Raw genomic sequence first — 21,482 nt, 5'->3', positions numbered from 1 at the left:
CAAAGGTGAAGTGAACTGGGCGCGGCGAGCAATGCGCTGCACTTTCCGAGTGGCGTGGAAAGGCCGATGACTTCATCTTTGCTTTGTCGGATCTGGGGTGTCAATGCTGTTGTTCGCACAGGGCCATGGTGGGCCGATGCCCTGGTATATCGCACCGAGCAGGTTTCAGCTGTCGAGGGGTGGTTCGCCGAGCAGGATGTGCACGAAGATTCCGGACAGTCCGTAGGTGCTGACCCCGGCGATGGCCGTGCCGGGGTGGGGCCAGGCGAGCTGGTCGCGCACGGGAGCGATGCCGAGCCCGGTCCAGTCGACGCTGGAGGTGGGCTGCGAGCAGTGCAGGCTGGCCGGCACACTGCGGTGCCGCAGCACGAGAGCGGTTTTGATCAGGCCGGCCAGACCGCCGGCCGCCTCGGGGTGGCCGATGTTCGTCTTGACCGACCCGACCAGGCACGGCTGTCCCTGCGCGCGACGGGTTCCGATGGCGGTGCCGATCGCCTGCAGTTCGATGGTGTCCCCGGTGGGGGCGGCGTTGCCGTGCGCTTCGACGTAGCCGACCTGTTCCGGCGCGATACCGGCGTTGGCGCAGGCCCGGGTGATCACCTGGAGGTAGCCCTCCGCCGACGGTGCGATGATGGCTTTCGCGGTGCGCCCCTTACTGGCCTGAGCGCTGCCGAGGATCACCGCGTGGATGGTGTCGCCGTCGGCCCGTGCCTGGTCCAGCCGTTTGAGGACGAGCACGCCCGCGCCGTCGCTGCGGATGAAGCCGTCGGCGTTCTCGTCGGCGAAACGGCAGCGGCCGGCCGCCGAGAGCATGCCCGCCGCGGAATAGCCGACGGTGTGGTCGGTGCCTAGCACGAGGCTCACGCCGCCGGCCAGGGCGGTGTCGCACTCGCCGGTGCGCAGGCTTTGGCGGGCCAGATGTACGGCCAGCGTGCCCGACGAGCAGGCGGCGTCCACGGTGGCGCAGGGACCACGCAGGTCCCAGGCGTGGCTGATACGTCCCGAGGCCATGCTGCGGGCGGCCGCGCCCACGATGGCGTACATGTCCACGGTCACGTTCGCGCGGAGCGCGTCCCAGTGCTCTGTCCCATGAAGACACCGATGTCGCGCCCGGCGATCGAGTCCGCGCTCAGGCACCGGGATGACCACTACCGGCAGGCGTTTTCGGAAGTTCCTGTGCTGCCAGGGGAAACGGGTGTCCAGCGCCGGATGCGCGAGGTGTTCCACCTGCACCTGACCCGGTGGCTGCCCGGCCTGCTCGACCGCAAGGACCGGCTGAGCATGGCCGTCGGCCTGGAGGTCCGGGTCCCGTTCTGCGACCACCGGCTCGTCGAGTACGCCTTCAACACCCCGTGGGTCCAGCACACCTTCGACGGCCGGGAGAAATCACTGCTGCGCGCGGCCACCGCCGACGTGCTCCCGGCCAGTATCGCGAACCGCACCAAGGCGCCGTATCCCGTCACGCAGGATCCGGCCTACGACCGGGCGATCCGGGAACAGGCGGCTGATCTGGTGGCGACACCGACCGCGCCGGTGTGGACTTTCCTTGACCCGCAACGGCTTCGTGCTCGGCTGGACCGCGAGATGACCGATCGCGCCACCCGTGCGGGTATCGACTTCGCGCTCAACCTGGACCTGTGGTTGCGGAGCACTCTCATGCCGAGGTGAGTGCGGACGCTACCGCAGTTGGTCGCGGCGGCGGGTCAGGTAGGCGTTCTCGGCGGTGTTGCCCGCCAGCTCGATGGCCTTGTCGTACGCCGCGCGCGACTGCCGGCTTCGGCCCAGCCTGCGCAGCAGGTCGGCGCGGGCGGCATGGTAGGCGTGATAGCCGGCCAACCTGTGCTCAAGACGGTCGACGGCCGCCAGCGCCACCTCCGGGCCGTCTAGCTCGGCGACCGCGATGGCCCGGTTGAGGGCGATGATCGGCGACGGGTCGAGGCGGACGAGCTGGTCGTAGAGGGCGACGACCTGTGACCAGTCGGTGTCGCGGATGTCGCGGGCGGAGGTGTGCACGGCGTTGATCGCGGCGAGGATCTGGTAGCGACCCGGAGCCACCCCGGCGGCGGCAGCGGCGAGGCGCTCGCGCACCAGCCGATGACCTTCGCCGATCAGCGTCGCGTCCCAGGCCCCGCGGTCCTGCTCGTCGAGAGCGACGAGTTCACCGTCCGCCGAGACCCGGGCGGTGCGGCGGGCCTCGGTGAGGAGCATCAGCGCCAGCAGCCCGGCCACCTCGCCGTCGTCCGGCAGGAGGGCACGGATCAGGCGGGTGAGCCGGATCGCCTCGGCGGTCAGGTCGTGACGTACCGGGTCGGTGTCCGGCCCGGTCGCCAGGTAGCCCTCGTTGAAGACGAGAAAGAGGACGGCGAGCACGCCGGTGACGCGCGCGGGGAGATCCTCGGCGGACGGCATCCGATAGGGGATGCGGGCCGCCTTGATCTTGGCCTTCGCGCGGGTGATCCGCTGCCCCATGGCACTTTCGGCCACCAGGAAGGCGCGGGCGATCTCGGGCATGGTCAGGCCGCCGACCATGCGCAGGGTCAGCGCCAGCCGGGCTTCCATCGCCAGCGCCGGGTGACAGCAGGTGAAGATCAGCCGGAGCCGGTCGTCGTCGATGGCGCCGGGAGGCTCGGGCGGGTCGTCGTCGTACCCCATCTGAGCCTCCTTCTGCTTGTCGTCGCGCTTGTTCTCGCGCCGGATCCGGTCGATGGCCTTGCGGTGGGCGGTGGTGGTCAGCCAGGCGCCGGGGTTGGGGGGTACGCCCTCGGCGGGCCATCGCTCGACGGCGGTCGCGAACGCCTCGGCGGCCGCTTCCTCGGCGATGTCGAGATCGCCGAAGCGCCTGGTCAGCGTGGCGACCACCCGTGCCCACTCCTCGTGGTGGGCCCGGGTGATCGCTTCCTCGACGTCGCTCATTGGAACGGCCGGACCTCGATCTTCCGATCGCAGACCTTCGACGCCTCGGTGGCGAGCTTGAGCGCCACATCCAGATCGGGGGCCTCCCAGACCCAGACGCCGGCAAGGTACTCCTTCGATTCCACGAAAGGCCCGTCGCTGAACACCGCCTGCTCGCCCCGGTTGTCGATCACCGTGGCCGCGTCGGTGTCGGCGAGTCCGCCCGCGAAGACCCAGTGGCCCTCGGCGATCAGGCGTTCGTTGAACTCGCTGATGGCAGGCTCCCGGTCCGTGCTGCCGGGATTGCTCTTGTCGTCGATCACGGAAACCAGATACCGCATCTGAAGATCATCTCCTCTGGGTGTCAAGACAGCGTGGGTGCAGTTCAAGCCGTCGCATACCGCGGGCGCCCGGCAGGCCGGAAGAGCTGAATCGTCACGCCCTTCGAGTCGACGCGCGACTCGACCAGGTCGAGCGCCAGATCCGGGCCGGTCTCCGGGAACAACCGCGCGCCCTGGCCGAGAATCACCGGTACCACGATCAGCGTCACCTCGTCGATCAGATCGTTCGCCAGCAGCCACCGGATCAGGGTGCCGCTGCCGTGCACCTGCAGCTCACCCCCCGGCTTGGCCTTCAGCTCCGCGATGGCGGTCGCGAGGTCGCCGGGCAGGACGCTGGTGCCCGGCCACGCTGGATCGGTGAGCGTGGTCGAGGCAACGTACTTGGGGGTCTCGTTCAAGGCCACGCCGACGGGATGTGCGCGCATCTGGTCGAGTGATCCCCAGGAACCGGCGAACAAGTCGTAGGTGCGCCGGCCGAACAGGAACGCTTCGGCACGCTGGTAGGTCCGCGTGATGAACGCCCTGGTCTCGTCGTCACCCGCCCCACGGGCCCATCCGCCGCGCTCGAATCCGTTCCTGCGGTCCTCTTCCGACGCGCCGCCGTTTCCCTGCGTCACTCCATCAAGGGTGATCTGGGTCATGGTGGTCAGCTTCATGATCGGGGTTCCTCACCTCGGCGCCGCCCCTCGCGGGCGGCCTCACCCCTGCTACGAACACCACCGACCCGATCCGACACCGGCTCCCGGAATTCTTCGGAGAACTTTCCGTCAGGGGAGGAGTTTGCCGAGCTTGTCCAAACCTTCGCTGATCCCGTCCTCGATGCGCCGGTAGGTGTCGGCGCCGGTGACCAGGCTGTCCGCGATGCCGCCGACCGTTTCCACCCCCGCGGTGAGCCGGTCGCCGGCCGCGGTGATGTGCTCGGTCAGCGTGTCGCTGAAGGTGATGGCGGCGGGAACGTCGCCGAGCAGGTGGGGCACCAGCTGCAGCCGCGACATCGAACCGGCCGCGCCGCTCAACGCCGACGTCGCCCCGTCCAGGACACCCGCGGCACCGACCAGCGAGTCGGGATCGGTTTCGTACCCGGCTTCCGCCGAGGAGAGCGCGCCGTCCGGGTCGAGGCCCAGCTCATCCAGGGAGATCCTGGTCAGCTCGGGCTCGTCCCACTTCGAGCCCGGGTTCTTCTGGTAGCCGTAGGCGCCGGATTCGTGCGCCAACACGATTTCGCCGTCGATCTCGACGGCTTCTTCGACGCCGTGCGAGTCGTAGCCGTCGTCGTTGCCCGGCTCGCCGCCCTTCAGCTCGATTTCTTCGCGATCGTTGAAGTCGAACAGCTCCGGCGTCCGGTCCTGCTTGTAGAACTTGCCGCTGTGCCCATCGGACGAGGAGAAGATGAACTCGTCGTCGCGCACCACGACACCCTGCACGTTGTTCGGTGTCTCGATCGGTTCCCCGGCTTTGTCCGGCTCGGGTGAGCCGTTCTTGCCGACGGGGATTTCGTACAGCCGGTTGTTGCCGTAGTCGCCCACGAAGAGCTTGCCCTGGGCGTAGGTGACATAGCTGTGGGCAGGTGTCGGGACCACGTCCACGGCGTTGACCGGTACGCCGCTGTCCTGTGCCGCGTCGAGTTCGGCCTTGTCGTAGACGTACACGTGTTCGTCGGACGACACCCAGACGTGTTCGCCGTCGGTCGCGACGCCCCCTGTATGCGTGGGCGCGCTTACTTTGCCGTCACCATTGAGGTAGACGTTCCCCGTTTCTTCGCCGGTCTCGTAGTCGACGTAGGTCAGCCGGCTCGGCGTCAGCCGGGGATCGATCGGGCTGTCGCCGTCCCCGTCCCCATTGCCGTCGTGGTACGAGCCCACGAGCAGGTTCTTGCCGTCGTAGGCCAAGCCCTGGGACGTCCACGGCTGCCCCGGATCGACACCGCTGATGTCGGCGTTGCCGTCACTGTCCCAGCCGCCACCGCCACCGCCGCCGTCGGTCGTGGCCGCCAGCGCGTTCAGCTTGCTTTCGTAGGTCTGCTGGGCGACGGTCAGCGCCCGGACGGTCCGCAGGGCGATTTCCGGCGCTTCGAGGAGGTCGCTCAGGCCGAGCTTGCGCCAGGGCGCGATGGCCGACTCGGCCGACGTCCGCAGCGCGGAGTAAGCCTTGGCAGCACCCTTGAGAGCCGACTCCGCGGTGTGGAGCTGTCCATACACCTCGGCGACGGCCCGCGATGACTCCTTCGCCTTACCGACGAACTCCGCCGCCGCAGTGCCGCGCCAGGACCGCGCCGCTCGCAGGGCGCCGTCGGAGATCCCGTCCGCGACGGTCTGCAACGACGTCTTGGCGTCGGCGATGGTGGCGCCGACCTCGGCGATGCCCGCCGCGTCGCCCGACGTGAGCTTGGCGTAGAGCGGTTCGGGATCAAGGAACGGCATCGGCTCCTCCTCGGGCGGTAGGTCGCGTTCTGACGTGGGCGGGCGAACACCGGTTCCCACGACCTTCCACCACCGCTGAGACGGTCGGGGGCCGACAGTACTGTGAAGCGGGAGTGCGGCCGGTGGCGCCGCGGGGTGCCCGAGAAAGTCAGGTTGTCTGTCTGTGTCGAGTCTTGTCTCCCGGGCGTCGACGCGCCTGCGCGGTTCGCGCCCGTCGTGGTTGTCGCCCAAGGTCGCCCGTACCGAGATCCTGGCCGGGCTGGTGGTCGCCCTCGCGTTGATCCCGGAAGCGATCTCTTTCTCCATCATCGCGGGCGTGGACCCGAGCGTAGGGTTGTTCGCCTCGTTCACCATGGCGGTCGTGATCTCGATCGTGGGCGGTCGTTCGGCGATGATCTCCGCCGCGACCGGCGCGATCGCGCTCGTGGTCGCCCCCTTGACGCGCGAGCACGGCCTGAACTACCTGATCGCCACGGTGATCCTGGGCGGCCTGTTCCAGATCGTGCTCGGCTCGCTGGGGGTGGCCCGGTTGATGCGGTTCATTCCGCGCAGCGTCATGGTCGGCTTCGTCAACGCGCTGGCGATCCTGATCTTCATGGCGCAGGTGCCGGAACTGATCGACGTGCCGTGGCCGGTGTACCCGCTGTTCGCGGCCGGTCTCGTGCTCATGGTGCTGTTTCCGAAGCTGACCAAGGTGATTCCGGCCCCGCTGGTGTCCATTGTGGCCTTGACCGCGCTGACGATCGCCGCGGGGATCGCGGTCCCGACGGTGGGGGACAAGGGCGCGCTCCCGTCGTCACTGCCTGCCCTCGGCGTTCCGGACGTGCCCTTCACCTTCGGCACGCTCGGCCTGCTCGCGCCGTACGCGCTCGCGTTCGCGCTGGTCGGGCTGATGGAGTCGCTGATGACGGCGAAGCTGGTCGACGACATCACCGACACCCACTCCAACAAGACCAGGGAAGCGATCGGTCAGGGTGTCGCCAACATCGTCACCGGCTTCTTCGGCGGCATGGGCGGCTGCGCGATGATCGGCCAGACCATGATCAACGTGAAGACCGCCGGTGCCCGCACCCGGCTGTCGACGTTCTTGGCCGGGACGTTCCTGATGGTGTTGTGCATCGCTTTCGGGCCGCTCGTTTCCCAGATCCCGATGGCCGCGCTGGTAGCGGTCATGGTGCTCGTGGCCTTCGGGACGTTCGACTGGCACAGCGTTGCTCCCGCCACGCTCAAGCGGATGCCCGCGGGCGAGATCATCGTCATGGTCGTCACCGTGGCCGTCGTGGTGGCCACCGGCAACCTCGCGATCGGCGTGGTCGTCGGGTCGATCACCGCGATGGTGATCTTCGCGCGCCGCGTCGCGCACCTGGTCGAGGTCGACGGCGTGGTCGGCCCGGACGGCACCCAGATCGTCTACACCGTCACCGGCGAGCTGTTCTTCGCCTCCAGCAACGACCTCGTCTACCAATTCGACTACGCGACCGACCCGGACAAGATCGTCATCGACCTCACCGACGCCCACATCTGGGACGCCTCCACCGTCGCCGCACTCGACGCGATCACCACCAAATACGGGTCACGGGGCAAGACCGTCGAAATCGTCGGGTTGAACAAGCACAGCGCCCGGATGCACGGCAGGCTCTCCGGCGAACTCACCGGCGGCCACTGACGCGACTCATCAGGGCTGGAGGCGTGCGCCGCGGCGAAAGGTGTTGACCCCGCCCCTGGGTCAGGCCGGAGTCTGGCCGTATGACGAACAAAATCACTTCCCCGGTTCGGCGGGGTTTCCGGCGAGTGGCGGTCACCGCGCTGGCTGTCGCTCTGCTTTCCGGTGCGGCCGCACCCGGGGCGGAGGCCGCCAGGCCGGGGCTGCAGGAGGCCGTCCAGGAATTCGTCGACATCGGTTTCGCCGGGGTGCAGGTGCGCGTGCACGATCAGCGAGGCGAGTGGGCGGGCAGCGCCGGGGTGCGCAAGCTGGGCGAGACCGCGAAACCGTCGACGGGCGGCCACTTCCGGATCGGCAGCAACACCAAGACCTTCGTCGCGACCGTGGTGCTGCAACTCGTGGCGGAGGGCAAGATCGGGCTGGACAGCCCCGTGGCCGGCTATCTGCCGCGGTTCGGGCTGGACGGCCGGATCACGGTGCGGATGCTGCTGCAGCACACCAGTGGGGTGTTCAACCACACCGGCGACGTCTATCCCGACGGGACGGCGAGGCCGGGGCTCCCCTCGGCGGGCGAGGAATGGGTGGACAACCGGTTCCGCACCTACCGGCCGGAGGAACTGGTCCGGTTCTCGCTGGCCAAGCCGCCGCTGTTCGCGCCGGGGACGGCCTGGAACTACTCCAACACCAATTACACACTGGCCGGACTGCTGATCGAGAAGGTCACCGGCCACTCCCTCGCCGAGGAGATGAAGCGGCGGATCCTCCGGCCGCTGGGGCTCTCGGGCACCGTGGTGCCGGGCGCCTGGCCGGGGATTCCCTCGCCACACGCCCACGGCTACTACCGCTACCAGGACGCCGGCCGGCCGGAGACGGTCGACGTCACCCTTCAGAATCCTTCCCTGTTGTTCGGCGCCGGTGACATGATCTCGACGACCCGGGATCTCCACACGTTCTTCTCCGCGCTGATGAGCGGCGCGCTCCTGCCCGCCCCGCTGCTGGCCGAGATGCGCAAGACACCTCCGAACGGCTACGGCTTCGGACTGGGGGTGCGCGTGCAGGACCTGGGTCCGAACTGCGGCGGCACCGTCTTCTTCCACAACGGCAACACCGTCGGCTACGGGGCGCTGATGTACAGCACGCCCGACGGCGGGAAGACCCTGACCGCGTCGGTGACCGGCGGGGACGCCGAAATCGATCTGGAAAAGAAGTTCCCGGCGGCGTTGGACGGACTCCTCAAGGAGGTGTTCTGCGGCGCGCGGGCCGGCCGGTGAGAGGACGGGCGGGTTGACCCTGACCTCGGGTCAGGCTTCACACTCGTCGCATGGCTTCCTCGACCGACTCGGTCACACCGACCGGCGGCGTCACGATCGGCCAGGCCGCGGCCTTCGCCGGGGTCACGGTGAAGACCGTGCGGCACTATCACCGGCACGGGCTGCTCGACGAACCACGACGCGACAGGTCCGGCTACCGGCGGTACGGATCGACCGACCTGCTTCGGCTGGTCCAGATCCGGACCCTGGCCACCGCCGGGGTACCGCTGGCCGAAGCCGGGCCGCTGCTCGACGCCGACGCCGAGCAGTTCGCTGCCGGACTCGTCGACGTCGAACGGCGTCTCACCGAGCGGATCGCCGACCTGATCGCCCGGCGCGACACACTGCGGCGGCTCGCCGACGGTGAGCGGCTCCTGCTGCCCGACCGTGCTCTCGCGATCCTGGACCGGCTCACCGATCTCGGCTTCGATCCTGATTACGTGGCCGGTCAACGGGAAGCCCTGGTGCTGGCCAGGGCGCTGGAGCCGGAGCTCTTCGACCTCTTCGTTACCCAGCTCGAACATCGGCTCGACGACCCGGAGTTCGTCCACCTGATCAAGCGCGGCTGGGACGCGAGGTCCTGGCATCCGGAGGACCCTCGGATCGACGAACTGGCGTCCGCGCTGGCCGACAACCTGCTGGCCGACCGTGAGCTGCTCGCGGTGCCGACGGGATTCCGGCCCCGGCCCGACGCGGTCACTCGGTACGGGCTGATCAATCACCACCGCGAAGACCAGGCAACGACGACCTGGGCACGGCTGAACGCGCTCGTCGAAGCCAGACTGCGCGCCGCGGGCGTCCCCATCCCTCATCAATGACGGCGAGCACCGAACGACACTAGAGGCGGGCCGGATTCGTCCTCGGCCTGGTCGGCCTGATCTTCGGCATCGTCGGAATGCAGCGTGCGAGCCGGGGACAGGCCAGCAACAAGGGCATGGCCATCACCGCGGTCGTGCTCTCGGCGATCGGTCTCGTCATCTGTGTCATCTGGACGGCCGCGTTCGGCAAGGCCGTCAACGACACCGCCAACGGCCTGCCGACCCAGGCCGCTCCGCCCGCCATCGAGGCGGAGGGTGCCCCGCCCGCCGCGGCCTCGGCCGAGCACACCATCGTCCTGGAAGTCACCACGGCCGCGAAGTCGAATTTGCAGTGGAGCAGCGGGTTCTCCGCGAACTCCCAGGAGGTGCTGGAGAAGGGCAAGACCTGGCGCCAGATCCTTTCGATGGACGACCTGACATTCACCTCGGTCAGCGTCAGCCCGGTCGACTTCAAGCTGGGCACCAAGGACAGCACCTGCAAGATCACCGTCGACGGTAAGACGGTCGTGGAGCAGTCCAACAGTATCGGCGCCTTCTGCACTTACCAGCCGTGAGCTAATTGCGTCTGGGTAAATCATCAATTCAGATACTTGCATTTGATGTTAAGTGTGGGGCTGCCTAACGTTTTCGGTATGAACCTCACCGTCCTCGCGGCCTCCGGCCAGACCGAAATCGCCCTCACCCGGCAGGCGCTGCGACGTGGTCACACCGTGACCGCGATCGCGCGTGATCCCGAGCGGATCGCCCTGCCCGACTCGCCGAACCTGCGCAAAGTGGCGGGCGACGTGAACGACGCGGCCGGTATCGCCGCCGTCGTGGACGGGGGTTCCGTGGTTCTTTCCGCGCTCGGCACGGACGGGCCGGGATTCTCCTGACCGGCGCCTGGCAGTTCGACAACGTCCGCTCCCACACGGCAGGCGTACTGCTGGTCCAGGAGGCCGGAGGCGTCGTGACCGACCTCGACGGCAAACTGTGGGAACCCGCCAGCGAGAGCTACCTCGCGGCGGCGCCGGGTGTGCACGCCGCCGCGCTGGAAGTCCTTACCTCCTAAGGAAAGTCCGGACCCTGTTTCGGTGTCAGCTGGAGGTGGGGAAGGTGAAGGCGGCGGTGTGCGCGCCGGTGTGCGGCCAGCGGGTGGTGACGACCTTGGCGCGGGTGTAGAAGTGGACGCCTTCGGGGCCGTGGATGGGGCTGTCGCCGATGAGGGAGTCCTTCCAGCCGCCGAAGGAGTAGTAGGACATCGGTACCGGGATGGGCACGTTCACGCCGATCATGCCGACCTTGACCTCCCGCTGGAACTTCCGGGCGGCCTCGCCGCCGGCGGTGAAGATCGCGGTCCCGTTGCCGTAGGGGTTGGCGTTGATCAGCGCGATCGCCTCGTCCACCGTGTCGACGCGGATGATGCCGAGTACCGGCCCGAAGATCTCCTGGCGGTAGGCGTCCATTTCCGCGGTGACGTGGTCCAAAAGGGACGGTCCGACGAAGAAACCCTCTTCGTGGCCCTCGACTTTGAGGCTACGGCCGTCGACGACCACGGTCGCGCCCTGTTCCGCGCCGGTGGTGACGGCGTCGGCGACGCGCTCCTGCGCGGCCTGGGTGATGACGGGGCCCATGTCGTTGCCGTCCTCGTGCCCGGGGCCGACCTTGACCTCGCCGGCTTTGCGCTTGAGGATCTCGACCAGCTTGTCGCCCGCCGCACCGACGGCGACGCCGATGGAGATCGCCATGCAGCGCTGCCCGGCGGAGCCGAACGCGGCCGCGGTCAGATGGTTCGCGGCGTACTCCAGATCGGCGTCGGGGAGTACGACGGCGTGGTTCTTGGCCCCGCCGAGGGCTTGTACGCGCTTGCCGGTCGCGGTGCCGCGTTCGTGCACGTATTTCGCGATCGGGGTCGAGCCGACGAAGGAGACCGCGGCGATGCCGGGATGGTCGAGGAGCGCGTCGACGGTGACCTTGTCGCCGTTGACGACGTTGAACACCCCGTCCGGCAGGCCGGCCTCGGCGTACAGTTCGGCCACGAGCCTCGACGCGGACGGGACCCGTTCGCTGGGCTTGAGCACGAAGGTGTTCCCGGTCGCGATGGCGATCGGGTGCATCCACGACGGGACCATGATCGGGAAGTTGAACGGCGTGATCCCGGCGACGACTCCGAGCGGCTGCCGGAAGCTGTGCACGTCCACGTCACGCGAAACCTGGTCGGAGAAGCCGCCCTTCAACGCGTCCGCGATCCCGCACGCGTATTCCACGACCTCGCGGCCGCGGACGATCTCACCGCGGGCGTCGTCGATGACCTTGCCGTGCTCGGAAGAAATGATCCGCGCCAGCTCGTCCTCGTGTTTCACCAGCAGTTCGCGGAACGCGAACATCACCTTGGTCCGCTGCGACAGCGACGAATTCCCCCAGGACTCGAACGCTTTCGCCGCCGCCGCGACCGCTGTGTCCACATCGGACGATTCAGCGAGCAGGACGTGCGACTGCGGCCGTCCGGTCGCCGGGTCGTAGACCTGCGCGGTGCGAGTCGAACCCGCGGGTGTCGCGGTGCCGTTGATCCAGTGTTCGATGGTCTTCACAGCGTTGCCCTTCACAGGTAGTGCTTCTTTCACAGCAACCCCACCGCGATGTCGACGGCTTTGGTGACGTCGCCGTCGTGGGGGTAGAGCAGTGATCGGCCGACCACGAGGCCTTGCACGGTCGGGAGCGCGAGTGCCTGTTGCCAGGCGGCGAACGCGGCGTCGGGGTCTTTGACCTCACCGCCGAGCAGGACGGCGGGCAGTGTCGAGGAGGCGAGTACGCGTTCCATTTCCTTGACGACGGGGAGTTTCAGCCAGGTGTAGGCCGAGGTGCGGCCGAGGCCGGAGGCGATGGTGATCGAACGGATCACGGCGTCGGGGGAGAGGTCGTTGCGGAGGCGTCCGTCGACCCAGTCGGACAGGAACGGCTCGATCATCGCGATCAGTTTCCGGTCGGCGAGTTCGTTGATCGCCTTCGCGGTGTTTTCGAGGACGTTCGGTGTCGCCGGGTCGGTCAGGCAGATCCGGGTGAGGGTCTTGCCACCGTCGAAGCGCATTCTTTCGATCGCGTCGGCGTCGTAGCAGGCGAACCGGTCGTCGATTTCGAAGCTCGACCCGGCGAGGCCGGTGCGGTTCATGGAGCCGATGACGGTCTTGCCGTCGAGTACGCCGAGGAGCAGCAGGTCGTCGATGATGTCCGAGGTCGCGAGCACGCCGGTGACGCCGGGGCGTTCCAGTGCCAGGCAGAGCCGGTCGAGGAGTTCGCCGCGGTCGGCCATCGCGAGGGGGTCCGGTCCGACGCCGTTGGCGCCGCGGGCGGGGTGGTCCGCGGCGATGATCATCGTGCGGCCCTTGTCGTTGAACGGCGACTTCGCCCGGATCCGGTTCGTCGCGGCCTCCGCGATCGCCTTCGGGTCGTGTACCCGTTTGGCGACGATCCGCTGAACTGTGTCGGACACTCTGAGCTTCTCCCGACTTGCGTTGTACCTGGTCTCCCGACCCTCGCAAGCTGACGAGACTTTGTCAAGACATACGGACATAGTGTCATGCTGATCTGAAAACGATCCCGGTAGGCTCCGCACGATGAACGTGCTTCCACTGTCCGAGGCCTGGGAACCGGGCGAGATCGTGGTGGATCCGAACAGCCCGGAGCCGCTGTACTCGCAGGTCGCCCGGCAACTTCGTGCCGCGATCGAGGACGGCAGGTTGCCGACGGGTGGGCGCTTGGACAACGAGGTCGACTTGGCGGCGCGGCTGCATCTGTCGCGGCCGACGATCCGTCAGGCGATTCAGACACTGGTCAACGAGGGTCTGCTCGTGCGCAAACGCGGGGTCGGCACCCAGGTGGTCCGCACGAAGGTCGACCGTCCACTGCGGTTGAGCAGCCTCTTCGACGACCTCAGCGAGCTCGGTGACAAACCGGAGACCGTGGTCCTGGTCAACCGCGTCGAACCTGCCGGCGAAGACGCGGTCGAAGGGCTGGAGACGCCGGGGCTGACGCGGGTCCGGCGGCTGAAGCGGGTGCGTTCGACCGGCGGCGAACCGCTGGCGATCATGAACAACTACCTGCCCGACGGCATCGTCGACCCGGGCGACGACGAACTACGGGACAGGGGTCTCTACCAGTTGCTGCGCTCCGCGGGCATCCGGTTGCACGCCGCCCAGCAGAGTGTCGGTGCGCGTCTGGCGACCGAGGAGGACGCCGAATTGCTGGGGGAGAAGCCGGGAGCGGCGCTGCTCACCATGCGGCGCACCACCTACGACGACACGGGCCGGGTCGTCGAGTACGGCTGGCACGTCTACCGCGCCTCGCGCTACTCGTTCAACCTGTCGCTCACCAATACCCTTTAGGTCGCCTTCACGGACTTCCCTGATCCTGCGGTGAATTCGTTTCCCGGGTGACGGCCAGCGCGCCCAGGCCGATGACCGCACAGGCCGTACCCCAGACGCCCGGTGCCCCGGCCCAGCCGGTGGCGGCGACGAGCGAGGTGGCGATCGCGGGACCGAAGCCGGCCGCGACGATGGTGCCGAGGTTGAGCCCGATGGAGATACCCGTGAACCGGGTGCGGGCGGGGAAGAACTCCGCGACGCTGGTGAAGACCGCCGCCGAGACGAACGGTTCGACGAGCAGATAAACCAGCAGGACCGGGAGTACGGCCCAGAGGCTGCCCGCCGAATCGACGTAGAGGAACAGTGGCACGGGCAGGATCACCGACGCGCTGAGGCCGAGCCACGCGACCGGGCGGCGGCCGATGGAGTCGGACTTCGCGCCCATGACGGGAAAGAGCCAGACCGTCGCCGCGAGCGCCAGCCCGAGCAGTGTGTAGACCTGGACCGGCGGGAAGTCCTTCTCCTGCACCAGATAGATGGCGATGTACAGCTTGCCGAGGGTCGAAGGGCCGAGGACGCCGATCGTCAGCGCGATGACGCGCAGCACGTCGAGCGGGTGCTGCCGCACCGTGTCCCGCACCGGTGTCCGGCTCACGCCCTCGGCCGACTCGGCGATGGCCGTGAACTCGGGGGAGTCCTCGAGGCGGTAGCGCAGTGCCACACAGACCACGGTGAGCGGAATGCAGGCCAGGAACGGAATCCGCCAGCCCCAGGTGCTCATGTCGAGACCGCTGCCGGATACCAGGGCCACCACGAGAGCGGCCGACAGAAATCCGATGCCCACGCCCATGGCGGGAACCGACCCGTACAGCCCGCGTTTGCGCGGCGGCGCCATTTCGGTGATGTAGGTCAGCGCGCCCGCCCATTCCCCGCCCGCGGAGAAACCCGCGAACAGCCGGAGGACCAGCAGCAGGATCGGCGCCGCGAGGCCGATGGACGCGTAGGTCGGCAGCACCCCGATGAGCGAGGACGCGATCCCCATCACCAGCAGGGTGGCCATCAGGATGGGGCGGCGCCCGAAGCGGTCACCCAGCACGCCCCACACCACGCCGCCGAGCGGCCTGGCCAGATATCCCGCGCCGTAGACCGTGAGTGCCGAGAGCGTGGCGGCCGCCGGTGAGGCGGAGGGAAAGAACAAGGGGCCGAACACGACCGCGAGGAAGCCGTAGATGGTGAATTCGTAGTACTCGACGACCGTGCCGACGAGGGACGCGCGAAGGGCGCGCCGGCGCGTGAGATCACTGACTGCCGGTGCGGGGTGGGTCGCGGGCCCTCGGGGATCGGGCTTGGTGGGCGACATTCGTTCTCGCTTCGTCCAGGGAAACCGTGTCGGGCGGAACGTGGGACGTTCGGACGGTTTCCGAAACCAGGCGGGGAGTTTCCCCGTCCAGGTAAGCACGATCCGCGGACGAGCGGTGTTGATCAGCTCAATCGGCTGCCAGAATTGTCGTCGATCGGCGGGAGCGCCTCGCGCGCCGCCCGGTACTCCCGCACGATCTTGGCCACGATCTCGGCCGCGGGCAGGACGTCGTCGACGAGCCCGGCGGACTGACCTGCCTCGACCTTGCCCCCGGAGACGTCGCCGTGCAGCGCGGCGTCCTTGAGCGTCGAAGCCTGGAAGATCTTGCGCCGCAACGCTTCTTCGGCGCCGGCCGCTTCCAGTTCGAGCATCCGCGCGGTGAAGTCGTTGTCCAGGGCGCGGATGACACCGAGGCCGCGCCCCACCGTGCGGGTGGCGTCGACGCCCGCTTCGAGCACCGCCCGCTTGTAGGCGTCGTGGACCGTGGCTTCCACACTGGCCAGGAACCGGGTGCCGAACTGGGCCGCGCCCGCGCCGAGCGCGAGCATCGCCGCCAGGCCGGCGCCGTCCGCGATCCCGCCGGATGCGATCACCGGCAGAGAGACCGCCCGAGCCACTGCCCGCACCAGCACCGAAGTCGCGACCATCGCGGGCGGCGGGTGACCGCCGGCTTCGGCCCCGACGACGACCAGGGCGTCGACGCCCGCGTCGGCGGCCTTTCGCGCGTGCTCGACCCCGGCCACCACGTGCAGGCACCGCGCGCCGACGTCGTGGAACCGGTCCAGGTATCGCCGAGGCCCGCCTTGCGACGCGATCAGCACCGGCGGCCGGTGACGTAGCAGGAGGTCGATCACCTCGTCCGCGCCGGCGCGGTACAGCGGGAGGTTCACCGCCCACGGCTTGTCCGTGCCGGCGGCCACCTCGGCCAGCGTGCGGTCCAGATCGGGTAGCCGCATCGGCCCCGCCGCGACCACGCCCAGACCGCCCGCGTTCGAAACGGCCAGCGGCAGCGCGGAACACGACGACGCCCACGACATTCCCGCCTGCACGATCGGCAGGTCGGTGCCGAGCAGCCGGGTCACCGGGGTTTCGATGCGGGTCACGCCTGCTCCAGGAGGGCTCGGGCGTGGGCGGCCAGCCGGTTCTTCTGCACCTTCGAGCTCGCGGTCATCCCGATGCCCTCGAAACCGTCGACGACGCGCAGGTGCCGTGGCACCTTGAAACCGGCCATCCGTTCACGCGCCCACGCCAGCAGTTCGGCCTCGGTGACGGCCGGCTCGGTCAGCACGACGAACGCGAACGGCACTTCCACCAGCCGGGCGTCCGGGACGCCGACGACGGCCGCCTGCTGAACGAGGGGGTGCCGGTGCAGGGTGTCCTCGATGTCGGCGGGCGCGACGTTTTCGCCGCCGACCCGGATGATGTCCTTGGTGCGGCCGGTGAAGTGGAAGCGGCCGGTCTCATCGAGCAGGCCGACGTCGCCGGTCGCGAGCCAGCCGTCGGCGTCGATCGTCTCGGCCGTCTTCACCGGGTCGTCGAGGTAACCGGCCATCACGTTCCAGCCGCGCACCAGGACCGAGCCCGGCTCGCCCGGGTCGCAGTCGCGGTCGTCGCCGAACGCGCGGATCCGGACCTCCACCCCCGGCTCGACGGCCATCGCGCCGGACGCGCGGATTTCCTCGGGTTCCCACCACGCCGATTGGGCGACGTTCGGTGACGCTTCGGAAAGTCCATACCCCGCAACGCATTCCCGCGCGCCGAGCTCGTCGATGACCCGCCGGATCACGGTGGGGGAGGCGGCGACCCAGGCGCCGCGCAGACACAGCCGGCGCCGCGCGCGATCGGGATGGTTGAGCAGAAGCAGTGCGATGGTGTCGTTGCCGGAGAAGTGCGTGCAGCGCTCGGTTTCCAGCAGGCGCAGGGTTTCCGCGGGCTCGAACTTCGGCATCGTCACCAGTGTCGTGGCGTGCTGGATCGACGTGAGCACCGAGAGCGTGCTGCCGGCGACGTGGAAGAACGGCCGCGCCGAGTGGAACCGGTCGCCCGCGCGCAGCCCCATCCGCGCGCCGGAGAAGAACGCGTTCGCGCACATGCTCCGGTGCGTGAGCAGGACGCCCTTCGGCCGCGACGTCGTGCCGGAGGTGTACTGCACGAGCAGGACGTCGTCGGGCGTCGCGGCAGGCTCGGGAACGTCGTCCGCGGCGAGGAAGTCCGGCCACGAGGTCGCGAACGCGGGGACTTCGTCGCCGAGCACGACAACGGATTCCAGCGCGGGCAAGGAATCGAGGTCGAGTTCGGCCAGCATGGCCGCGAAGTCGACGTTGAGCACCCGTGAAGCGACGAACAGCGTGCGGACGCGGGCGTGGGCCAGCGTGTAGTGCACCTCTTCGGCGGTGAACCGGGTGTTGACCGGCACGGCGACCGCGCCCGCCGACCCGACGGCCAGGAACAGCGTCACCCAGTCCGGACCGTTGCCGAGACAGATCCCGACGCGGTCGCCACGGCCGATACCGGCGGCCGCCAGCCCGGCGCGGACGTGCTCGACCCGGGCCGCGAGCTCGCCGTAGGTGATCCGCTCTTCGGCGGTGACGACGGCTTCGACATCCGGCGCGAGCAGGGCCGCGCGGGCCAGCACCTCGTGCGTGGTGAGCGGGCAGGCGGTGCGCAGCGCGGTCACTGGTCTTCTCCGTTCCCGGCGGTGAAGCGGGCGACGCCGTCACGCCAGCCGCCGTCGGCGAGGCACTGTTCGATGGCGGCGAGCTCGATCCGGATCCCGCGGTCCAGGTCGGTTTCCGAGCCGAGGTCGACCGCGCGTTTGGTGAGCGCGATGGCCAGCGGTGGCGCCTTCGCGATGCTCGCCGCCGTTTCGTCCCCGGCCGCCGCGAGCTTGTCCGGAGCGACGACGCGGGTGACGATGCCCAGGTCGGCGGCCTCGGCGACGTCGAGCGCGCGGTTGGTGAACAGCAGCTCCTTGGCCCGGCGCTTGCCGATCGCGCGCTGCAGGCGCTGGGTCGCGCCGACGGTACCCCAGTGCGGCTCGGGGAACCGGAAGACGGTGCCCTCGGCGGCGAGCGCGAAATCGGCGGCAAGGGTGATTTCGCCGCCTGAGCCGACAACCGCGCCCTGGACCACCGCGACCACCGGCACCCGGCATCGCTCGATCGCCGAGTACGCGGCGAACGCGGCGACCCGGCGGCGCCGGACCCACGCGGCGTCCTTGCCGGTGCGTTCCTTGAGATCGGCACCCGCGCAGAACACCGGCCCACGTCCGCTCAGGAGTACCACGCGAACACCGCCGTCAGCGTCGATCTCGTCGAACGCTTCCCGGAGCTGGTGGCACATCGGCAGGTCGAGGGCGTTGCGTGCCTCGGGCCGGGCGAGCTCGACCCGCGCGATCCCCTCGGTCACCTCGAGGTGCACCCGCTCGGTCATCAGATCACCCCCGCGGCCCGGAGGCCTTCGATGTCGGCGGCTTCGAGCCCCAGCTCCGTCAGTACGTCCTCGGTGTCGGCGCCGAGAAGCGGGGGAACCCCGGGAACCGGGGCGTCCCCGGCAGTCTCACGCAGGGGCGTCCGCAGCGCCGGGAACGATCCCTCGGCCGGGTGGGTGAACTCGCCGACGACGCCGCGGGCGAGGGCGTGCGGGTCGGCGAGAGCTTCCCGCACCGAACGGATCGCGCCGGCCGGGACATCGGCTGTCCGCAGTTCCTTCACGAGCGCGTCCCGGTCGTGCCGCGCGATGGCGCCGCGCAGCGCCTTCATCACCCGCGCGCGCTGCTCGACCCGGCCGGAATTACTTCGCAGCAAGGGATCCGCGGCCATTTCCTCAAGGCCGAGGACGGTACACAGTGGACCCCAGTGCTGGTCGCTGCCGCTGATGTGCAGCCATTCGCCGTCACCCGCCTGGAACGCCGCCGAAGGCACCCGGCCCGGATGCTCGGTGCCGGACCGGACCGGGTCCTCGCCCAGCGCGAAGAGCCGGGCCGCGTTGAGCGCGTGCAGACTGAGCTGGACGTCCATCATGGACACGTCGAGGTGGCGGCCCCGGCCGGACGCCGCGCGTCCGGCCAGCCCGGTGAGCACCGCGATGACCACCCAGAGCCCGGAAGTCATGTCCGCCACGGGGATCCCGGTCTTCGACGGCGGCCCGGCCGGCTCCCCGGTCATCGCCATCACACCGGACAGCGCCTGGAAGACGGTGTCGTAGCCCTTGCGGTCGCGGTCGGGGCCGGTCTGCCCGAACCCGGTCGCGGAGACATAGACCAGCTCGGGGTGCTCGGCCGAGAGGTCCGCGTAGCCGAGGCCGAGGCGGTCCATCGCGCCGGGCAGGAAGTTCTCGACGACGACGTCCGCACGCTCGGCCAGACGTCGTGCCACCTCCTGGCCGCGGGGGTTCTTGAGGTCGAGCGTCATTGACCTCTTGCCCCGGTTGAAGGCGAAGAAGTAGGCGCTTTCCCCTTGGGGCAGCCGGGGTTCGAAGCCGCGGGTCTCGTCGCCGGACCCGGGGCGCTCGACCTTGATGACGGTGGCGCCGAGCTCGGCGAGCACCTGCGTCGCCAGCGGAGCCGCGAGGACACGGGAGAAGTCCAGGACGGTGACGCCGGCCAGCGGGCCGGTCATGCGCGGAACCCCCGCATCAGCGCGTTGACGTCTTGGCCGGCGCGCATCGCGGCGTCGGTCGGCAGGTCCGCGACGCGGTAGAACAGGTCTTTCGCGGCGGCGATCGCCCGCGGCTCGACCTTCGCCCAGTGTTCGGCGATCTCCAGCGCGGTGGGCAGTACCTCCTGCGGCTCGACGACGCGGTTGACCAGCCCGTGACCCAGGGCTTCGGCCGCGGTGAGCAGCCGTCCGGTGCTGACCAGTTCGAACGCGAGTTTGCGGCCGAGGTGCTGGACGAGGCCGGTCATGACCAGCGCCGGGACGATCGAGTGCTTCAGCTCGGGATAGCCGAACTTGAGGTCGGCCCCGGCGACGACCATGTCGGCGCCGATCGCCAGCCCGGCCCCGCCACCCACCGCGGCGCCGCGGACCGCGGAGACCACCGGGACCCGCAGCTGCCGCGCCTGCACCTGCAGTCTGGCGGTGAGCGCGGCCCGTTCCAGGACGGCGTCCGGCTGGTCGGGGGTCAGCGTCGTGAACTCGCCGAGGTCGGCGCCGGCGCAGAAGCCGCGGCCGGCGCCGGTGAGCACGACGGCGCGGACGTCGCGGTCGGCGTCGGCGGCGGTGAAGGCTTCGCTCAGCTCGCGGGTCAGCGCCGTGTTCAGGGCGTTGAGCTTCTCGGGCCGGTTCAGCGTCAGGACGCGGACGGGGCCGTGGTCCTCGACGGCGAGGGGGACGGTCACGGGTTCTCCTGGGTCGGGTCGGAAATCAAATCAAGCTGCGCGGGTGAACCCGGCGCGGGCGACCATGCTGTGCAGGGGCCGGCCGAGTGCTTCTTCGCAGGCGGCCGACGCCTTGGCCAGCCGATCGAGGTCGAGGCCGGTGTCGACGCCCATCGCGTCGAACAGGCAGGCCAGGTCCTCGGTGCAGACGTTGCCGGTGAGCCCGGCGCCGTACCGGATGGCGGAGGGGTGGCCGCCGACGCCGCCGAGCGCGGTGTCGAAGTCGCGGCAGCCGGCTTCCAGCGCCGCGACGGCGTTGGCGATACCGGTGCCGCGGGTGTTGTGGAAATGCGCGACCACGGGCAGCCCGGGATGTTCGCGCTCCAGCCGGGCGAACAACGCGTGGACGGACGGCGGGGTGGCGACGCCGGTGGTGTCGCCCAGGGTGACCAGGTCGGCGCCGAGATCGGCGAACCGGGCCACGTCCTCGGCGACCCGGCCGGGGTCGACGGCGCCCTCGAACGGGCAACCGAACGCCACCGAGACGACCCCGACCAGCCGGAACCTGCCGTCGGCCAGCCGGATCATCTCGGTGATCCGCTTCCACTGCCCGGCTCTCGACGTGCGGAGGTTGCGCTCGGTGTGGGCTTCGCTGGCCGAGACCAGCAGGCTCAGCTCCTCGGCGCCGTGCCCGGCGTCGAGGTCGTCGAGGGCGCGCCGTACCGCGCGCGGGTTCGGGCAGGTCGCCTTGAACGCGACGCCGGGGCGGCGGGCGATCGCGGCGAGGACGGCGGAGGCGTCCGCGAAGCCGGGTACCCGTTCCGGGTGGCTGTAGCTGGTCGCCTCGATACGCCGGAACCCCGCGTGGGAGAAGGAATCGAGCAGCGCGACCTTCGTCGCGGTCGGCACGAACTCCGGTTCGTGCTGCAGCCCGTCGCGGGCGAAGCACTCGCAGATCGTGACGGCGTCGGACATCGGGCCACCTCCTCGTCGATGGCTCCAGATCTACGCATCAGTG

Annotated in this window: 22 protein-coding genes; 8 read left to right on the top strand and 14 right to left on the bottom strand. The window is 69.4% G+C overall.

Features of this window, described 5'->3' with window-relative positions; all coding sequences use genetic code 11:
* Positions 1-165 precede the first annotated feature (165 nt).
* Entirely contained in the window at positions 166-1,044 is an 879-nt protein-coding gene (locus ACLJRL_RS18030) for a polyketide synthase (protein WP_410657342.1), read from the bottom strand.
* Positions 1,045-1,101: 57 nt separating this feature from the next.
* Between ACLJRL_RS18030 and ACLJRL_RS18025 the strand changes: the two genes are divergently transcribed.
* The gene (locus ACLJRL_RS18025) at positions 1,102-1,668 is read left to right on the top strand and encodes an asparagine synthase-related protein (RefSeq protein ID WP_410657341.1); all 567 of its coding nucleotides are present in this window, start codon (positions 1,102-1,104) and stop codon (positions 1,666-1,668) included.
* 9 nt (positions 1,669-1,677) lie between these two features.
* Here ACLJRL_RS18025 and ACLJRL_RS18020 read toward each other — a convergent pair whose 3' ends face one another.
* From ACLJRL_RS18020 to ACLJRL_RS18005, 4 genes are all read right to left on the bottom strand, one after another.
* On the bottom strand, positions 1,678-2,913 hold the full coding sequence (locus ACLJRL_RS18020) for an RNA polymerase sigma factor (protein ID WP_410657340.1): 1,236 nt from the start codon (positions 2,911-2,913) through the stop codon (positions 1,678-1,680).
* Positions 2,910-3,233, bottom strand: a complete 324-nt coding sequence (locus ACLJRL_RS18015) for a YciI family protein (RefSeq protein ID WP_410657339.1) — start codon at positions 3,231-3,233, stop codon at positions 2,910-2,912. The genes ACLJRL_RS18020 and ACLJRL_RS18015 overlap by 4 nt, the downstream gene beginning before the upstream one ends.
* Positions 3,234-3,277: 44 nt before the next feature.
* Complete coding sequence (locus tag ACLJRL_RS18010) at positions 3,278-3,889, bottom strand: dihydrofolate reductase family protein (RefSeq protein ID WP_410657338.1); 612 nt, start codon at positions 3,887-3,889, stop codon at positions 3,278-3,280.
* A 111-nt stretch (positions 3,890-4,000) separates the two neighbouring features.
* A complete protein-coding gene (locus tag ACLJRL_RS18005; protein ID WP_410657337.1) occupies positions 4,001-5,653 on the bottom strand; it encodes a WXG100 family type VII secretion target in 1,653 nt (550 codons plus the stop codon).
* Positions 5,654-5,816: 163 nt separating this feature from the next.
* Here ACLJRL_RS18005 and ACLJRL_RS18000 point away from each other — a divergent pair, with 163 nt between their 5' ends.
* The 6 genes from ACLJRL_RS18000 (at position 5,817) to ACLJRL_RS17975 (ending at position 10,495) form a co-directional block, all read left to right on the top strand.
* A complete protein-coding gene (locus ACLJRL_RS18000) occupies positions 5,817-7,319 on the top strand; it encodes a SulP family inorganic anion transporter (RefSeq protein ID WP_410657336.1) in 1,503 nt (500 codons plus the stop codon).
* Between the two features lie 80 nt (positions 7,320-7,399).
* A complete protein-coding gene (locus tag ACLJRL_RS17995) occupies positions 7,400-8,587 on the top strand; it encodes a serine hydrolase domain-containing protein (protein ID WP_410657335.1) in 1,188 nt (395 codons plus the stop codon).
* Positions 8,588-8,637: 50 nt separating this feature from the next.
* The gene (locus ACLJRL_RS17990; protein WP_410657334.1) at positions 8,638-9,444 is read left to right on the top strand and encodes a MerR family transcriptional regulator; all 807 of its coding nucleotides are present in this window, start codon (positions 8,638-8,640) and stop codon (positions 9,442-9,444) included.
* A gap of 77 nt (positions 9,445-9,521) precedes the next feature.
* Positions 9,522-9,998 carry a DUF4190 domain-containing protein gene (locus ACLJRL_RS17985; protein ID WP_410657333.1) on the top strand — a complete coding sequence of 159 codons (477 nt, stop codon included), beginning with the start codon at positions 9,522-9,524 and terminating at the stop codon, positions 9,996-9,998.
* Positions 9,999-10,076: 78 nt separating this feature from the next.
* The gene (locus ACLJRL_RS17980) at positions 10,077-10,319 is read left to right on the top strand and encodes an NAD(P)H-binding protein (protein ID WP_410657332.1); all 243 of its coding nucleotides are present in this window, start codon (positions 10,077-10,079) and stop codon (positions 10,317-10,319) included.
* Positions 10,310-10,495 carry an inositol monophosphatase family protein gene (locus ACLJRL_RS17975; RefSeq protein ID WP_410657448.1) on the top strand — a complete coding sequence of 62 codons (186 nt, stop codon included), beginning with the start codon at positions 10,310-10,312 and terminating at the stop codon, positions 10,493-10,495. The genes ACLJRL_RS17980 and ACLJRL_RS17975 overlap by 10 nt, the downstream gene beginning before the upstream one ends.
* A gap of 25 nt (positions 10,496-10,520) precedes the next feature.
* On the opposite strand, the gene ACLJRL_RS17970 is transcribed toward ACLJRL_RS17975, so the two are convergent.
* A complete protein-coding gene (locus tag ACLJRL_RS17970) occupies positions 10,521-12,014 on the bottom strand; it encodes a CoA-acylating methylmalonate-semialdehyde dehydrogenase (RefSeq protein WP_410657447.1) in 1,494 nt (497 codons plus the stop codon).
* 29 nt (positions 12,015-12,043) lie between these two features.
* Positions 12,044-12,913 (bottom strand): aldolase, encoded by an 870-nt coding sequence (locus ACLJRL_RS17965; protein WP_410657331.1) that lies wholly within the window; start codon positions 12,911-12,913, stop codon positions 12,044-12,046.
* 124 nt (positions 12,914-13,037) lie between these two features.
* Between ACLJRL_RS17965 and ACLJRL_RS17960 the strand changes: the two genes are divergently transcribed.
* Entirely contained in the window at positions 13,038-13,805 is a 768-nt protein-coding gene (locus ACLJRL_RS17960; protein ID WP_410657330.1) for a GntR family transcriptional regulator, read from the top strand.
* A 7-nt stretch (positions 13,806-13,812) separates the two neighbouring features.
* Here the strand turns inward: ACLJRL_RS17960 and ACLJRL_RS17955 are convergent, their stop codons facing one another.
* The 7 genes from ACLJRL_RS17955 to ACLJRL_RS17925 all read right to left on the bottom strand — a co-directional run bounded on the left by ACLJRL_RS17955 (position 13,813) and on the right by ACLJRL_RS17925 (position 21,439).
* The gene (locus ACLJRL_RS17955; protein ID WP_410657329.1) at positions 13,813-15,144 is read right to left on the bottom strand and encodes an MFS transporter; all 1,332 of its coding nucleotides are present in this window, start codon (positions 15,142-15,144) and stop codon (positions 13,813-13,815) included.
* A 122-nt stretch (positions 15,145-15,266) separates the two neighbouring features.
* Positions 15,267-16,247, bottom strand: coding sequence for an NAD(P)H-dependent flavin oxidoreductase (locus ACLJRL_RS17950; protein WP_410657328.1), 981 nt, complete (start codon positions 16,245-16,247; stop codon positions 15,267-15,269).
* Entirely contained in the window at positions 16,244-17,821 is a 1,578-nt protein-coding gene (locus ACLJRL_RS17945; protein WP_410657327.1) for an AMP-binding protein, read from the bottom strand. Before ACLJRL_RS17945 ends, ACLJRL_RS17950 begins: the two co-directional genes overlap by 4 nt.
* Complete coding sequence (locus ACLJRL_RS17940) at positions 17,818-18,576, bottom strand: enoyl-CoA hydratase/isomerase family protein (protein WP_410657326.1); 759 nt, start codon at positions 18,574-18,576, stop codon at positions 17,818-17,820. The genes ACLJRL_RS17945 and ACLJRL_RS17940 overlap by 4 nt, the downstream gene beginning before the upstream one ends.
* On the bottom strand, positions 18,576-19,763 hold the full coding sequence (locus ACLJRL_RS17935; protein ID WP_410657325.1) for a CaiB/BaiF CoA transferase family protein: 1,188 nt from the start codon (positions 19,761-19,763) through the stop codon (positions 18,576-18,578). The genes ACLJRL_RS17940 and ACLJRL_RS17935 overlap by 1 nt, the downstream gene beginning before the upstream one ends.
* Positions 19,760-20,485 carry an enoyl-CoA hydratase/isomerase family protein gene (locus ACLJRL_RS17930; RefSeq protein WP_410657324.1) on the bottom strand — a complete coding sequence of 242 codons (726 nt, stop codon included), beginning with the start codon at positions 20,483-20,485 and terminating at the stop codon, positions 19,760-19,762. The genes ACLJRL_RS17935 and ACLJRL_RS17930 overlap by 4 nt, the downstream gene beginning before the upstream one ends.
* A 30-nt stretch (positions 20,486-20,515) precedes the next feature.
* The gene (locus ACLJRL_RS17925) at positions 20,516-21,439 is read right to left on the bottom strand and encodes a hydroxymethylglutaryl-CoA lyase (RefSeq protein ID WP_410657323.1); all 924 of its coding nucleotides are present in this window, start codon (positions 21,437-21,439) and stop codon (positions 20,516-20,518) included.
* Positions 21,440-21,482: the final 43 nt, after the last annotated feature.

Source organism: Amycolatopsis sp. lyj-112 (assembly GCF_046549055.1).
Lineage (GTDB): Bacteria > Actinomycetota > Actinomycetes > Mycobacteriales > Pseudonocardiaceae > Amycolatopsis.
This window is presented reverse-complemented; position numbering and strand designations above follow the sequence as displayed.

Excerpts from the sequence above, each read along its gene's own strand:
- ACLJRL_RS18030 (WP_410657342.1), bottom strand. The coding sequence starts at position 1,044 with ATGTACGCCATCGTGGGCGCGGCCGCCCGCAGCATGGCCTCGGGACGT.
- ACLJRL_RS18025 (WP_410657341.1), top strand. The coding sequence starts at position 1,102 with ATGTCGCGCCCGGCGATCGAGTCCGCGCTCAGGCACCGGGATGACCAC.
- ACLJRL_RS18020 (WP_410657340.1), bottom strand. The coding sequence starts at position 2,913 with ATGAGCGACGTCGAGGAAGCGATCACCCGGGCCCACCACGAGGAGTGG.
- ACLJRL_RS18015 (WP_410657339.1), bottom strand. The coding sequence starts at position 3,233 with ATGCGGTATCTGGTTTCCGTGATCGACGACAAGAGCAATCCCGGCAGC.
- ACLJRL_RS18010 (WP_410657338.1), bottom strand. The coding sequence starts at position 3,889 with ATGAAGCTGACCACCATGACCCAGATCACCCTTGATGGAGTGACGCAG.
- ACLJRL_RS18005 (WP_410657337.1), bottom strand. The coding sequence starts at position 5,653 with ATGCCGTTCCTTGATCCCGAACCGCTCTACGCCAAGCTCACGTCGGGC.
- ACLJRL_RS17995 (WP_410657335.1), top strand. The coding sequence starts at position 7,400 with ATGACGAACAAAATCACTTCCCCGGTTCGGCGGGGTTTCCGGCGAGTG.
- ACLJRL_RS17990 (WP_410657334.1), top strand. The coding sequence starts at position 8,638 with ATGGCTTCCTCGACCGACTCGGTCACACCGACCGGCGGCGTCACGATC.
- ACLJRL_RS17985 (WP_410657333.1), top strand. The coding sequence starts at position 9,522 with ATGCAGCGTGCGAGCCGGGGACAGGCCAGCAACAAGGGCATGGCCATC.
- ACLJRL_RS17980 (WP_410657332.1), top strand. The coding sequence starts at position 10,077 with ATGAACCTCACCGTCCTCGCGGCCTCCGGCCAGACCGAAATCGCCCTC.
- ACLJRL_RS17960 (WP_410657330.1), top strand. The coding sequence starts at position 13,038 with ATGAACGTGCTTCCACTGTCCGAGGCCTGGGAACCGGGCGAGATCGTG.
- ACLJRL_RS17955 (WP_410657329.1), bottom strand. The coding sequence starts at position 15,144 with ATGTCGCCCACCAAGCCCGATCCCCGAGGGCCCGCGACCCACCCCGCA.
- ACLJRL_RS17940 (WP_410657326.1), bottom strand. The coding sequence starts at position 18,576 with ATGACCGAGCGGGTGCACCTCGAGGTGACCGAGGGGATCGCGCGGGTC.
- ACLJRL_RS17935 (WP_410657325.1), bottom strand. The coding sequence starts at position 19,763 with ATGACCGGCCCGCTGGCCGGCGTCACCGTCCTGGACTTCTCCCGTGTC.
- ACLJRL_RS17925 (WP_410657323.1), bottom strand. The coding sequence starts at position 21,439 with ATGTCCGACGCCGTCACGATCTGCGAGTGCTTCGCCCGCGACGGGCTG.